Genomic DNA, 13,139 nt, shown 5'->3' with positions numbered 1-13,139 from the left:
GGGCATCAGTGAGAATCCGGTACTTTAATGGTATCAATACTCTTTCGGGATTTAATAACAGATAGTCAGCTACCGCTATTATGTCAAAACACCCTCTTGCCGACAATCTGCACGGTAGTATTGGTATCTTATTTCAGTATTAAGCAACCCCGTGGCTATTTGTGAGGTCAAACAACTGGTTTTATGCTTGAGTCAACTTTGGAAAATACCACGTCGCAATCCCATACAAACAAACCGCCAGAAAGATCAACACGGTAAAGCCGAACTGCATCGCAATCAGGGTTGCCAGTATGGGCAGATGACTTCCCGATCCCGCTTCGATGCCCAGCTTGCTTTTCCATAGCCATAGCTGAAACGCTATCAATAACAGGCTGGCGAGTGTCGCTTGCACTAACGCAACGATTAATAATAAATAGCCGCGTTCCAGCAAAAAGCTTCCGCCGGTCGCAGCCGGATGCTTGCGATAACAGAATACCTGTATCGGCTGCAAGACTGACAATTGTGGTGTTGGTCATGTACTGTAGCTAAGTTATCAATGTTGTTAGGCGGCGGTTATTGTTCGGCCTAACTTGCTGATCAAAGACGCGCCGATTGGCGCGTCTTTGAGTTTATCTTTTTTCAGGTTCCGGGGCGTTATTGAACTTAAGCGCGCATCGACAGAGGCATTGGATGCCGCGTAATTTTGCCGCTTGCTTGGGTTGGGATGCTCAAAAACAAGCTTTCGCAAAAATAGCGGTACTATCAACTCATATCGCGTCACATAACGTCATTATCTCAAGTCCATAATGCCATCTGGCATATTTTATTCGTGAGCGATGGATTTATCGGTAAAAAGATAATCCTTCAATTCTTTATCAAAGCGCGGATCTTGACGCCGAATCCATTCGAGAATCATTGCCGCATGCTCTTTCTCTTCATCCCGGTTATGGGCGAGGATGGCTTTCAATTCAGCATTCTTACACGCATCGACCCGCTGGTTATACCAATCCACAGCCTCCAATTCCTCCATTAACGAAGTAATCGCTCTGTGCATGTCTCGTGTTGAATCCGTAAGTTCATTGATGGGTTCGTGATAACCTTCATTTGCCATATCTATTTCCTCTTGCGATAAGTTCGATTTTTCGTTTGGCGCAGTAATCAATGCTTGCCTGGCTTTAGTCTAACACTGAGGCGCTCGACAGCAACAGTTTGATGCCATGAACGTTCCGCCGGCTTTTTCAGCGATGGCGCTCATGCTCGCCCCCTCCCGACCCTATGTTGCCTGGCGCCGCCCCCCATATCCGTCGTCCGCAGAGTCTTGCGCACAACGCCGGAATGCCGATAGGTGTCGCTGCTGCGATGCATCCCGAAGATTGCGGAATACCGTGAGAATATCCGGGTGCTTTGTCGCTTGAAGCAGCCGCTCGTAGATTTCAGCATTGGCGATCTCTGCGGCAACGCCCGCTTCGCAGGCGGCTTGCAGACTGGCGTACCGTTCGACCTTTCCCCGCCAGGGATTCTCGGGTACGGGCAGGCCGTAGCGCGCAAACAGCACGCAAAGTGCGTCGATATGCCGCCCTTAGGCTTCGCGGATATGGCTGAACGGCGGCACTTCGCCGAAGTCGGCAAGCACCTGATCGTAGGTCGTGAAGGATCGGTACTCGTCGTCGAGCGCCTCGTGGAGGGCGCGGTTTTCAGTGTCGGTCAGATTGTTCATGTCTTAGCCTCCAAAGTAAAATTGATTTTATTTACTGATCTGATGTTACGCACAGATAGTTTTTGTCCTGTTTGTCGCGCTGCATGGATGTAGTGTGTACTCAACTCGCGGCGCAGCGCGCCTTTAACTGCATTCCCACGCAGCGCGTGGGAACGAGAAAAAAACCTTTCCTCAGGTCAAGTCTCCCGCGTTGCCGCCACGACTACAAACGCACATTGCCCCCGCCCTGCTTGTAGCGATTCAATCTCTCTTGTCTCGGGCAGGGGGTGTGCGAGTGTCTGGCCCCAGGCGTCAATCGAGAAGCCGGTGTCCAGCAGAAGCCGCGCCACCTCGTCAGCCGAATAGAACGTGGCTTCGCGGTAAAACACGCTCTCGGCCTGATGCGCCAGATAATCTTGTCCCAAGGCGCTCTGCCGGTCTATGAAGCCGATCACCAAACGACCGCCGGGCTTGAGTACTCTGCGCGCCTCGGCAAGCATCCGAGCCGGCGAATCCACGAAGCAGAGGGTGGTCACCACCAACGCGTAGTCAAAGGAGCCGGCTTCGAAAGGCAGCTTTTCGGCCACGCCTTCCACGACCTCGATGCCTCGAGCCGCAGCGTGAACAAGCATTGCCGGGGAGGGATCCAGGCCAACCTGCACGCCCAGCGGCGCAGCGAAGCGGCCGCTGCCAACCCCGATCTCGATCCCGTATTCATCCCAAGGCACGAACGGGCGCAAGGCCAGCAGTTCCGAAATATAGGCGGCCTGGTGTTTTTCGAACCACGCCTCATAGCGTTGATGGTGTGTCTCGAAAGGGGCGGCTCTAGGCATGGGACAGCACCTGTTGAAAATGACCATCCTCGATTCTACTCATGACCATACCCGTGTTTACCCTGCCGTCTTTCGCGGCCCCCATGTCCACAGCGTCCGGTAGAACCTTGTGCGCAACGCTGGAATGCCGGCAGATGGCGTTGCTGCGACGCCTCGTGGAGATTGCGGAATACGGTGAGGATATCCTGGCGAGCTGTCGCTTGCAGCAGCCGCTCATAGATTTCAGCATTGGCGATCTCGGCGGCGACGCCCGCTTCGCAAGCTTCTTGCAGACTGGCGTACCGATCAACCTTTCCCGGCCAAGGGATTTCGGGTACGGGCAGACCGTAGCGCGCATCCAGTCCGAACAAGGCCACCGGCATCACCGCCTCAATCACGCGCAACAGCATGATGTCCCGGCGAGGCTAATTTTCAGCAGTTCCGCATCGATTTTGTCGAAATAAAACTTATACAGCATGGTCTGATCCTTTGTTAAGGCTTTAAACGGAACTGTTCCGGTATCTGCCCCAATATCGAAATGCGATCCCCACGGCGGCGGCAATGGCAGCAATTCCGGCCAGCCAAGCCGTTGAGCTTCCGGGATGCTCGCTAAAAGTCGCCAGTTGATAAAACAGCGTCGCGGTCAAATAAGCCAGGCCCGTGGCCCAGAGCACCATGAATGCGGACCAGCCCCGGCCGGATTCCCGGTAAGCTGCGGCCGACGTGGCGATGCAGGGAAAATAAAGCAGGATGAACAGCAAATAAGCAAAAGCGCCGATTTGCCCCTGAAAATGCGCATGCAGCGCGGCGACAAACGGATCCTGGCCGACCGTCTGGTTGGCGGGGACGATGCCGAACATTTTTTTCAGCCCCGTTGGAATGGTCATAAAAGCCCGTTTGACCGCATCGCCCAAATCGAGGGCTTGATCCTGTTTAGCGGATGCCGCATATCCGGTTTCAGCGTAGATCGTTTTCAGCGTACTGATTACGACGACTTTATGCAGAATGCCGGTAAACAGCGCGACCGTCGCGGGCCAATTGTCCTCCCTGATGCCCAGCGGTGCCAGCGCCGGTGTCACCGCTCGACCGGCCGCGCTGAGCACCGAATGTTCGATATTGTTCGCTTTAAATGAGCCGTCCGTCCCCAGCGAACTGAGGATATTCAACAGCACGACCATCGTGATAATGATTTTCCCGACCCGCAGCACAAAGGCTTTAACCCGGGTCCAGCTGTTAATCAGTACATTTTTCAGCTTCGGGACATGATAGTTGGGGATTTCCATCATCACCAGAGAGAATTCCTCCTTCAGAAACGTGTTCTTCAGCAGCAAGGCGGTCAGGACGGCGAAGACGACGCCTATTGTATAAAGCGAGAATACGACCATCCCACCGTTGTCCGGAAAAAAAGCCGCGGCAAACAGCGTGAATACCGCAAGGCGGGCGCCGCAGGTCATGAACGGGTTCAACAGAATGCTCAGCAGGCGGTCGCGCGGACGCTCCAGGGTGCGGGTCGCCATCATCGCCGGTACGTTGCAGCCGAAGCCCAGAATCATCGGCACAAAGGCTTTGCCGGGAAGACCCAACACACGCATGAACCGATCCATCGCAAAGGTCGCGCGGGCCATATAGCCTGACTCCTCCAATACCGAAATAAACAGATACAGAAAGCCTAGAATCGGGACAAACGCGAGCACTTCCCGAATGCCGTTGCCGACGCCTTGGGCAATCAGCATGACCAGCCATTGCGGGCTGTCCAGCAGTGCCAGGAAATGCGCCATACCGTCGACAAAAAATGCCTGAGCGAGGTCGTTAAAGAACGGCTTGAAGGCGCGTCCGAGCTTAATCGTGAAGGTGAACATCAAATACATTACCCCAAAAAAAATCGGGATGCCTAAAAAGCGGTTCAACATCACGTTGTCGATGTTATCGGACAGCTTGCGGCCCAATTCGGATTGCCGCGTTAGCGTCTCCTGCACCAGAAGATCGATAAAACCGTAGCGGCTGTCCGCAATCAACAGATCCGCCTCATCGCCGGTTTGGTCTTCAATCTCCCGGCGCAGTTGATCCGCGGTTCCGGTCAGCAAGGGATCGGCATGGCTGAGGGCGAAACCGTCCCGTTCCAGCAATTTGACTGCGAACCAGCGCGCATCGCCGAATCGGTTGCCCAATTGTTGTTCGGCCAGAGAAGTCAACCGATCCAGCGCCGCCTGAACGGCCGACGGATAGTCGATAGAGAAATTCGACAGCGTTTTATTCTCCGCCAGACGGTTAATCGTCGATTTCAGCGCCCTGACATCATCGGCACGGGTTGCGATCAACGAAACCAGCGGGCAATCGAGGCGGCGGGCAATTTCGTCGCTGTCGATTTTGATGTCGCGTCCTGTCGCATCGTCCATGTTATTCAGCACCACCAGTATCGGCAGCCGCATTTCCAGCAGTTGTGTTGTCAGGTACAGATTATGTTCGAGGTGCGAGGTGTCGACGATATTGACGATCAGATCCGCCTGCTGCGAAAGGATATAATCCCGGGCGATTTTTTCATCCAGAGCCGTGGCCGACTCGTTCACGTCCAGCGCATAGATACCGGGCAAGTCGACAACTTTGACGGTCTTGTCGCCGTAACGGTAAAAGCCGGTTTTACGCTCGACGGTAACGCCCGCCCAATTGCCGACATGTTGCCGGGCGCCGGTCAGGCCGTTAAACAGCGTGGTTTTTCCGCAGTTGGGATTGCCGATGACGGCAACGGTATATTCCTGCTGCTGCGGGCCAAGCTTCGGTTCTGGTGTGATATTGTCCAGGCGTTCAATTTTTAATTTTGCCACCTCTTCTTTGCGCAGGCTGAGATCGGTGCCGCGCACCCGGATTTCAACCGGATCGCCTAAAGGCGCGATACGCACAATCTTGAATTCAGTGCCGGGCGTCAAGCCCATCGTCAGCAATTTCTGCCGGTAAGGCAGGAAGCTTTTGTCGTAATCCGCGACGCGTCCGCAATCGCCGACTTTCATATCACGTAAATTGATAAACATTTGCAGTTATCCTGATTTAGTGTGTCAAAAAGGCAGTTGATGCCAGAGACATAACATTACCCATTAAAAACATTAGTATATTCTAATGTAGAAATAATTCCCCTGGTATTCCATTTCCCGCAGTTTTCCACTATCCAGTAACTGTTAAACGGCGCTCCAGTCCTGACCGGTTTTGCCCAGCAGCTTTACAACGGCGTCCTTGCGCATCGGGTGCACGGAGGTGATCGCCAGCAGATCCTCGGAAAAATTGCCGCTCGAAGCGAAGGCATTGCCTTCATAGCCGGTGAGCAGTTCAACATCCGGCATGACCCGGCTTACGGTATGGTAGATCCGGTTGACAGTCTCCGCGCCGGGCGCGCGAACGCTGCTGTCGGCGGTGGGTCGTGTCGGCGTGGCTTTTGTCGGACCCACTTGGCAATACAGACAGGAATAGGAGCAGTGTTTCGGCGGAATATTGTTGATACTTAGGCTGCGCGGTACGGGGCCAAATACAAGCATAGGCTCATCCCCGTTCTGTTTTATACCTTACAATTTGGGAAAACACCAAGCCGCAACCCCATACAAACAAACCGCCAGAAAGATCAACACGGTAAAGCCGAACTGCATCGCAATCAGGGTTGCCAGTATCGCGCTGATGACCGAGGCGCAGCCGTTAATGCCCCAGGCCCAGGGGATCAACGCCGGCGTGGTCTGGCTGATTTTAGCCAGCGCCATGGGGAACGGCATGCCCATGCAAAAACCCAGCGGCGCTATCAAAATTATTGAAAACAGGTAGCGGCTCAGGCTACCTATTTTCAATAAAAAATCGGTGATCGATTCAAAGCCCAAACTGTAACTGATGCTAAGCAATGCAATGGCCGCCATCGGCAGCATAAACGCCAATTTTTCAGTGCTGTGTGACAGCTTTGTCGAAAAATAACTGCCTATTCCGGCAGATAGCAAAAATGTACTCAGCACTACGGTAATGGCATAAAGCGGATGATGCAGAATCAGGATAAATTTCTGGATAAAGGCGATTTCAATAAACAAAAATGCCAAACCCAAACTGAAAAAATATACCAGCATGCTCAGATGATTTCCCGATCCCGGTTCGATGCCCAGCTTGCTTTTCCAAAGCCGCAACGGCAACGCTATCAATAACAGACTGGCGAGTATCGCTTGCACTAAGGCCGCGATTAATAATAAATAACCGCTTTCCAGCAAGAAGCTTCCGCCGGTACCCAATAAAGACAAAATCTCGGGCAGGGTTCGCCATTTAAAAAAATGAAACAGGTAGGGCTTATCGTCTGTCGCAGCTTCGATATTGAATTTATAAGCATCAATAAACGCCCGGCTCTGATCGCCCAATAAAGCCACAGTCGCCTCGTACAGGTAAGGCTGCTGCTGGATATTAAAACGATTGACTTCCGACTCCGATATGCCGGGATAGTAAACCAAATCAAAACTGCGTTCGTTGCAGAACTGTTTTAACCGGCTGATTTCTTCGGCGGCTAGTGCGCCGTTTTTTATTATTAAGGTGCTGGTTTGCCAGCCGCGTATCATGATTATTTGTTGGCCGGGTTGCCGGACGCCGGCATCTTTAAGGGCGTTAATGATTGTAGCCAGCAGTTTGGGTTCATCGCGCGGCGGAATTTTAATCCAGCGGGTAATGCTGAGATAACCGTCCGGACTGACATGGCGCAGGTATTCGCGTATGGCCTGTTCGGTATACAGATAGTTTTCAGCCATTGAATACAGACCCGCCGCCGATGCGCCAAACGCATCCAGCAATGAAATATTGACCAGGTCATAGGTTTTGTCGGTTGCTGCAAGGTAGCCGCGTGCTTCATCAACATGGACATTAACATGGGCGCTTGAATAAAGATAACCGGCAAAATCGGCATATTTCCGCTGCACTAAATCGATGATTTGCGGGTTCAGTTCAACGGCGTCGATGTGTTTAATGGCGCGATAGTTGGCCTGCAAAATATCGCTGCCGGTTCCGGCTCCGAGAATCAGGATGTCGGAGTGTTGTTTTAGATGATAGGGCAGGGCCGATGTGGTTTGATCCAGATAGCCGAGCGTTTCGGGGTTGCCGTTATAGCGGGTGATTGCGGTCATATTGTCCGCATCGGTAAATACGGCAAGCTGCTCCGGCGGCTCTGTCGTAGCATTAAGGCTTAAGCCGGGCGCATGACGCAACGGGGTAATATCGCTCTTGACTACACTGATCAACCCCAGCGGACTGGAATACCGGTCTATGATTTTCGTGCCCGGCACTTGCAGTAACTGGTTCAGGCTTTTATACGGCGAAACTTTCAGCGTCATCCAGCCGGGCGGGATGATAATAACCGCCAGCCCGATGATAACGGATGCGAGAGTCCAGTGTTTTGAGGCGTCAAAATAGCTCGACACCAACAGGGCTGCGACTATTCCCGACAGCATTAATACGGTCAATACCTTTTCTGGAAACACGATGGTCAGCAGCAAAATAACGCCGACACTGCCCAAGCCCGCGCCCAACAGGTCGGCCGCATAGATCGAAGCTACCTGGTTTTTATAGCGGTAAAGAGACAAACCGACGACATTGGCCGCAAAAAAGAAAGGCAATGCCAGCATCAGGTAGATACCGCACAAATACAGCAACTGCACGGACGTCCATAGCATTTCTGACGGATTAAAAGGAACCTGCTGGGCCAGCAAAAAACAGATGGCCGCAAAAAGGCTGAACAACAACATATTGGCCATTATCACCGACGGGAACAGCTGCACCAGCCGGTCGCGGTTCAACGCCAGGAACACGCCGCTGACGCCATAGCCCAATAGCGCCAGACTGATTATCATGTAAGCGAAATGATGCCACTGAATAATCGAAAACAGGCGCATCAATAAAACTTCGTAAGCCAGGGCGGAGGCCGAGATAATAGCGACCGCAATCAGCAGGGATAAATGCGGCTTCATCGGCATTCTCCCGTCAATGCTTGCCGGTGAGCGGCACGAAACTGACCGGCAGAATTTGGCGAGTGGTGACTTTTTCATTAGCATCTTTAGTCACCAAAACCAGGTACTGCGTCATAAATTGAGCGCCGACCGGAATGATCATGCGGCCGCCGGGTTTTAGCTGTTTAATCAGCGGCGGCGGTATATGGCTGGCAACGGCGGTGACGACAATGCCGTCAAAAGGCGCGGCTTCTTCCCAACCGTAATAACCATCGCCGCTTCGGGTATGAACGGCGTCATAACCGGTGCGTTTAAGGTTTTCTGCTGCCTGTTTAGCCAGCGGTTCAATAATTTCTATGGTGTATACGCTATCGGCAAGTTCGGCGAGAATGGCCGCTTGATAACCGGAACCGGTGCCGACTTCCAGAACCCGGTCGGTTTTTTTCAGTTGAAGCAGGTCGGTCATGATCGCGACGATAAACGGCTGGGAAATAGTCTGTCCGTAACCGATAGGGAGCGGACTGTTTGTGTAAGCATGGGGACGCTCAGTATCGCGGACAAATTCGTGCCTCGGCACCTTGAGCAGAGTATCGAGAACCCGTTCATCAAGCGATTCCTGATTCAGGAAGCCGCGAGCCGTCATTATTTCGGCCTTGATAACGTTTACCAAGGCATAGCGTTGTCGGGAGAAATCATTTTCAGCGATGACATGGGTGGAAAACAACAGCAAAATAATGCCGATGACCACAAGCCAAAAAATTAGATGTTTCACTCTTCTCATATTCACAACCTCCTGATTTTACCGCGCAAGAATCGGCTGTAGAATTTGGAGTGTAAACCAATGAAAAGTTGTTTGTCTGTAGGTCTTTTCTACAATTGTCAGCCGGTCAGGATAGGTTTATGGTGGATAAGCGGATGCGATTTTGTAGGTGGGGATTCGCCAGTTCCCCCGCAGCACGTCACTGCCATTCAGTTAAGTGATGTAAGAGTGGGCCGCGTCCGCGGTATTTTATTTGGGCAGCGATTGCAGAATTACAGCTGCTTCATCGCGGGCATGGCCCACTCCTACGGCGTCATTGTGCTTAACTGAATGGCAGTGACGTAGCACGTGGGAACGGGTGAAAGCGCAAAGCCAGCTTTGCAAGTTTCCAAGTAACGACAAGTTTAACCATGAGGTGATTCATGAATTCAATTAAGCAGCCTGCTTTTATCCGCCTGATGTATTTGGTTTTCATCATCTTTTTTACGACAGTCGTTTTGGCTGAAGGAGAGAAAAATATGACCTTGACCCTCAAGTCGCCGGATTTTGTCCATCAGGGAGAAATTCCCAAAGTGTTTACCTGTGACGGCAAAGACAGTTCGCCTGCTTTAAGCTGGTCGGGACTTCCGCAAAATACCAAAAGTCTGGTGTTGATCGTTGACGATCCCGATGCGCCTGACCCCGCCAAACCCAAAATGACCTGGGTGCATTGGCTGCTTTACAACATTCCGCCGGCTGTTGCAGAGTTACCGCGAGCCGTTACTGCCGCCGACTTGCCCGCAGGGACTCAACAAGGCAAAAACGATTGGAAACGAACGGGTTATGGCGGTCCGTGTCCGCCTGTCGGCAGGCATCGGTATTTTCATAAACTCTACGCACTGGACATTGAATTGCCTGATTTGCATGAGCCCAATAAGGCCAAGCTGGAGGCGGCAATGGCTGGGCATATTATGGGACAGGCTGAATTGATTGGAACTTATCAGCGTTAGCGGCCAAAATGGCGCAGAGAGGATAGGGTGGGTAATAGCGTTTTGCCCGCGCTATCCGGCTATGTCGGTTTTTTTGATATTCGTCATAACGGAATACATTTTTCCATTTTCTTACCGGGTCCTGTTTCCAGAACTTTCGGAAGATTACGGGCGATTGCCGCAATCAGGCCGTGGATATCCTCAAAAGACAGATGCCGCGTTAAAGTGAAGCGGATACCCGATTTTCGCCGGGATACTGCCGGATAAACAGCGTGATTAGTGTAAAACCCCTCATCAAGCAGAGATTTGACCATATCGCCGGCAATATCAGGAAGTCCTAACTTGATATAAAAAATCGGCGACTGAGAACTGCATCCTACAGGTATTTCGTATACTTGAAGCAGCCGGTTACAGAGCGCAATGCGATCTTGCAGTTCCTGTTGCAGGCAATCAATCTCCGGTGAAAGATGGATGCGAGCCGAAGCAAGCGCTGCGCCTAGCATGGGAGGTTGGATAGGGCCTGAAAAAATCATCGGCCCTCCGCAGTTTTTAACGTGTCGATGCATCTGCGCATTCGGAAAAATAAGCGCTCCGCCGCCGGCAGCGTAGGCCTTGCATAAGGATGTCGCAACAACCATCCGTTCTTGAATGGGTAGGCAATCGAGAACATAACCCCTGCCATGCTTGCCGATCCAACTCATGCCGTGCGCATCGTCAAAGTACAGATGCAGTTGTTCGTAGCGGTTTAATAACGTGCCTAATTCTTTAACCGGAGCCAGATCTCCAAACATGCTGTAAATACCGTCAGTCAGGTACCAGATATGGCGGTACCGCTTGCCAAGAGCGATGATTCGTTCCTCAAGCAACTCCAGGTTGCAGTGAAGCAGCGTTTCGACCGGAACCCCTTCCGCCTGTAGCAACTTTGCAGCTGTTTGCATGCTGTTGTGAGCCATCTGGTCGATGATAATTGCATCGCCTTTTTGGATAAGCACCGGCAAGGCGGCGATATGCCCTAATGTCGTGGTTGGGGTCGCCAGAACATGACCCCCGAATAATTCTTCAAGTTGCGCTTCCAGTTCCATGTAAGGCGTTGCCGACATATAGGCTCTTGAGATAGCGAACTGGGTGCCGTAGCGGGTCACGGCATCGATAGTTCCGCGCTTGAGACGGAAATCCTGCTCTAATCCCAGGTAACTGCAAAGAGCAAAATTCAGTACATGCCTGCCGTTTAAACAAATGGTGCGTCCATTGAAAGCTTCGTCTTCAGTTGTGCGTTGCGCCAGTCCATGGCTCAAGCCCATATCGACTATCCGATCAATAGAGGTTAACCAGTTTGATTGAATTTCCATAGATATTCCTGATTGAATTAAATGACCATTTCCCCTTTAGGTAAAAGTCGAAATGAGGGATAGAAACAGCAATAGTGTACAAACAATATAACTGATGCAGCTTAACCTTGACTTAATGCTTGATGCATACAAACAACTGTGGGAAGGCTACCGGTTCAGCGCTTGGCTGTCACTAATGAAACCGTCAAGCTAAAATGCGGTAAGGTGTAGGAAGATCGTCGACAGGCAATCCGCTTTGCTGTCGATAAACGGTCCCGTGCGGGAGAATTATAGACGGGCTCCCGCAGCGCGATACGCAAAGCCTCTTAATACCACACAGAAATCAATTTTCGGCACTCGGCTCTCCATTTACATTCCCTTTCTTCGCAAAGCATATCAATTTCAGAACGAAAGCAGGAACTATGACCGGTAGCGCTCTGAATTGCGCCTATCAGTTCTATTTCTGAAAGAATATCCTCCGGGTTTTGAATGCCGATAAACCCTGCTAACTGTTGCAAGCCTAAAATCGTCATCGGCCCGTCTTCTTCCAAAATCGACATATAGAGAGCTATCAGCATGTTGTAATAATCTACTTCAGCGGTTAACCAGTCGTTTAATTCTTTGCCGGGCTCGAATTTTCTCGCCAGTGCGATGTAATAAGCCGCTTCTGAAACCCAACGATGCCGATTGAGAGGCTTTGCGGCATGGCTTAGCATTGCCTGGCTTTTGTTTTAACGCATATTTTGCAATGCCTCAATGCGCTCTTCCAACGGCGGGTGGCTCATAAACAATTTTTGTGCGGTACTACTGCCGTTAATGCCGAAAGCCGCCAATTGTCCGGGCAGGTCTTGCGGCTCATATTCACGTTGCAAGGCACGCAGAGCACCGATCATTTTTTCCCGTCCGGCCAGATTGGCGCCGCCTGCATCTGCTTTAAATTCCCGATAACGAGAGAACCACATGACCAGCATGGTGGCCAGAAACCCCAAGGCAATTTGCGCCACCATCTGGGCGATAAAATAGCCCATGCCATGCCCCCGTTCGTTTTGAAGAATAACGCGGTCAACCACATGGCCGATGATGCTGGCAAAAAAGTAGACAAAGGTGTTAACCACGCCCTGCATCAAAGCCATTGTTACCATGTCTCCATTGGCGACATGGGTGATTTCATGACCGAGGACGGCTTCAATTTCATCTTTATTCATGTGTTGCAGTAAACCGGTGCTGACCGCTACCAAGGCACTGTTTCTGTTCATTCCGGTAGCAAAGGCGTTGGCCTCGGGAGCCTGAAAAATGCCTACTTCCGGCATGCCGATGCCAGCTTTTTGAGCGTGTTTGGCTACCATAGCATTCAACCATTGTTCGGTCTGGTTTTGCGGTTGTTCGATCACTTGAACGCCCATCGCTTGTTTTGCAGTCCACTTTGACATGACCAGTGAAATGAACGAGCCGGTCATGCCAATGATCGCCGATACCACCAGCAGTGCGTTAAGGTCAATATCGATCCCTTGCGCGTCTAAAGTCCCGGTTAAGCCAAAAAAACTAAAGACAATACTGATCACAACCATTATTGCGACATTGGTCGCCAGAAAAAGAAGAATTCGCATCATTGTTAAGCCTGCTATATCAAGTGAAGTGTCGGGTGACTAAA

Annotated in this window: 13 protein-coding genes; 1 reads left to right on the top strand and 12 read right to left on the bottom strand. The window is 51.5% G+C overall.

Features of this window, described 5'->3' with window-relative positions:
• Nucleotides 1-181: 181 nt before the first annotated feature.
• From Q8L79_RS08995 to Q8L79_RS08950, 9 genes are all read right to left on the bottom strand, one after another.
• Nucleotides 182-499, bottom strand: a complete 318-nt coding sequence (locus tag Q8L79_RS08995; RefSeq protein WP_305270197.1) for a hypothetical protein — start codon at nucleotides 497-499, stop codon at nucleotides 182-184.
• A gap of 303 nt (nucleotides 500-802) precedes the next feature.
• A complete protein-coding gene (locus Q8L79_RS08990) occupies nucleotides 803-1,090 on the bottom strand; it encodes a ferritin-like domain-containing protein (RefSeq protein ID WP_305270195.1) in 288 nt (95 codons plus the stop codon).
• A gap of 468 nt (nucleotides 1,091-1,558) precedes the next feature.
• A complete protein-coding gene (locus Q8L79_RS08985) occupies nucleotides 1,559-1,696 on the bottom strand; it encodes a hypothetical protein (protein ID WP_305270193.1) in 138 nt (45 codons plus the stop codon).
• 176 nt (nucleotides 1,697-1,872) lie between these two features.
• A complete protein-coding gene (locus tag Q8L79_RS08980; RefSeq protein WP_305270191.1) occupies nucleotides 1,873-2,508 on the bottom strand; it encodes a class I SAM-dependent methyltransferase in 636 nt (211 codons plus the stop codon).
• A 35-nt stretch (nucleotides 2,509-2,543) separates the two neighbouring features.
• The gene (locus tag Q8L79_RS08975) at nucleotides 2,544-2,897 is read right to left on the bottom strand and encodes a hypothetical protein (protein WP_305270189.1); all 354 of its coding nucleotides are present in this window, start codon (nucleotides 2,895-2,897) and stop codon (nucleotides 2,544-2,546) included.
• Nucleotides 2,898-2,987: 90 nt separating this feature from the next.
• Complete coding sequence (feoB, locus tag Q8L79_RS08970; RefSeq protein WP_370869909.1) at nucleotides 2,988-5,513, bottom strand: Fe(2+) transporter permease subunit FeoB; 2,526 nt, start codon at nucleotides 5,511-5,513, stop codon at nucleotides 2,988-2,990.
• Nucleotides 5,514-5,657: 144 nt separating this feature from the next.
• Complete coding sequence (locus Q8L79_RS08960; protein ID WP_305270187.1) at nucleotides 5,658-6,011, bottom strand: hypothetical protein; 354 nt, start codon at nucleotides 6,009-6,011, stop codon at nucleotides 5,658-5,660.
• Nucleotides 6,012-6,038: 27 nt separating this feature from the next.
• Nucleotides 6,039-8,453: an SAM-dependent methyltransferase gene (locus Q8L79_RS08955; RefSeq protein WP_305270185.1), complete on the bottom strand. Its 2,415-nt coding sequence runs from the start codon at nucleotides 8,451-8,453 to the stop codon at nucleotides 6,039-6,041.
• 13 nt (nucleotides 8,454-8,466) lie between these two features.
• On the bottom strand, nucleotides 8,467-9,213 hold the full coding sequence (locus Q8L79_RS08950) for a protein-L-isoaspartate(D-aspartate) O-methyltransferase (RefSeq protein WP_305270182.1): 747 nt from the start codon (nucleotides 9,211-9,213) through the stop codon (nucleotides 8,467-8,469).
• 401 nt (nucleotides 9,214-9,614) lie between these two features.
• On the opposite strand from Q8L79_RS08950, the gene Q8L79_RS08945 reads away from it, so the two are divergent.
• A complete protein-coding gene (locus Q8L79_RS08945) occupies nucleotides 9,615-10,181 on the top strand; it encodes a YbhB/YbcL family Raf kinase inhibitor-like protein (protein ID WP_305270180.1) in 567 nt (188 codons plus the stop codon).
• A gap of 83 nt (nucleotides 10,182-10,264) precedes the next feature.
• Here the strand turns inward: Q8L79_RS08945 and Q8L79_RS08940 are convergent, their stop codons facing one another.
• The 3 genes from Q8L79_RS08940 to htpX all read right to left on the bottom strand — a co-directional run bounded on the left by Q8L79_RS08940 (nucleotide 10,265) and on the right by htpX (nucleotide 13,098).
• On the bottom strand, nucleotides 10,265-11,509 hold the full coding sequence (locus tag Q8L79_RS08940; RefSeq protein ID WP_305270178.1) for an aminotransferase class I/II-fold pyridoxal phosphate-dependent enzyme: 1,245 nt from the start codon (nucleotides 11,507-11,509) through the stop codon (nucleotides 10,265-10,267).
• A 305-nt stretch (nucleotides 11,510-11,814) separates the two neighbouring features.
• Complete coding sequence (locus Q8L79_RS08935) at nucleotides 11,815-12,204, bottom strand: DUF2934 domain-containing protein (RefSeq protein WP_305270176.1); 390 nt, start codon at nucleotides 12,202-12,204, stop codon at nucleotides 11,815-11,817.
• Between the two features lie 15 nt (nucleotides 12,205-12,219).
• Nucleotides 12,220-13,098 (bottom strand): protease HtpX, encoded by an 879-nt coding sequence (gene htpX, locus Q8L79_RS08930; RefSeq protein WP_305270174.1) that lies wholly within the window; start codon nucleotides 13,096-13,098, stop codon nucleotides 12,220-12,222.
• Nucleotides 13,099-13,139 lie beyond the last annotated feature (41 nt).

This window comes from Methylobacter sp. (genome assembly GCF_030680395.1).
Taxonomy (GTDB): domain Bacteria; phylum Pseudomonadota; class Gammaproteobacteria; order Methylococcales; family Methylomonadaceae; genus Methylobacter_A.
The sequence above is the reverse complement of the archived record's forward strand: the minus strand, read 5'-3'. Positions and strand labels throughout refer to the sequence as shown.

Excerpts from the sequence above, each read along its gene's own strand:
- Q8L79_RS08990 (WP_305270195.1), bottom strand. The coding sequence starts at position 1,090 with ATGGCAAATGAAGGTTATCACGAACCCATCAATGAACTTACGGATTCA.
- Q8L79_RS08985 (WP_305270193.1), bottom strand. The coding sequence starts at position 1,696 with ATGAACAATCTGACCGACACTGAAAACCGCGCCCTCCACGAGGCGCTC.
- Q8L79_RS08980 (WP_305270191.1), bottom strand. The coding sequence starts at position 2,508 with ATGCCTAGAGCCGCCCCTTTCGAGACACACCATCAACGCTATGAGGCG.
- Q8L79_RS08975 (WP_305270189.1), bottom strand. The coding sequence starts at position 2,897 with ATGCTGTTGCGCGTGATTGAGGCGGTGATGCCGGTGGCCTTGTTCGGA.
- feoB (WP_370869909.1), bottom strand. The coding sequence starts at position 5,513 with ATGTTTATCAATTTACGTGATATGAAAGTCGGCGATTGCGGACGCGTC.
- Q8L79_RS08960 (WP_305270187.1), bottom strand. The coding sequence starts at position 6,011 with ATGCTTGTATTTGGCCCCGTACCGCGCAGCCTAAGTATCAACAATATT.
- Q8L79_RS08955 (WP_305270185.1), bottom strand. The coding sequence starts at position 8,453 with ATGAAGCCGCATTTATCCCTGCTGATTGCGGTCGCTATTATCTCGGCC.
- Q8L79_RS08950 (WP_305270182.1), bottom strand. The coding sequence starts at position 9,213 with ATGAGAAGAGTGAAACATCTAATTTTTTGGCTTGTGGTCATCGGCATT.
- Q8L79_RS08945 (WP_305270180.1), top strand. The coding sequence starts at position 9,615 with ATGAATTCAATTAAGCAGCCTGCTTTTATCCGCCTGATGTATTTGGTT.
- Q8L79_RS08940 (WP_305270178.1), bottom strand. The coding sequence starts at position 11,509 with ATGGAAATTCAATCAAACTGGTTAACCTCTATTGATCGGATAGTCGAT.
- Q8L79_RS08935 (WP_305270176.1), bottom strand. The coding sequence starts at position 12,204 with ATGCTAAGCCATGCCGCAAAGCCTCTCAATCGGCATCGTTGGGTTTCA.
- htpX (WP_305270174.1), bottom strand. The coding sequence starts at position 13,098 with ATGATGCGAATTCTTCTTTTTCTGGCGACCAATGTCGCAATAATGGTT.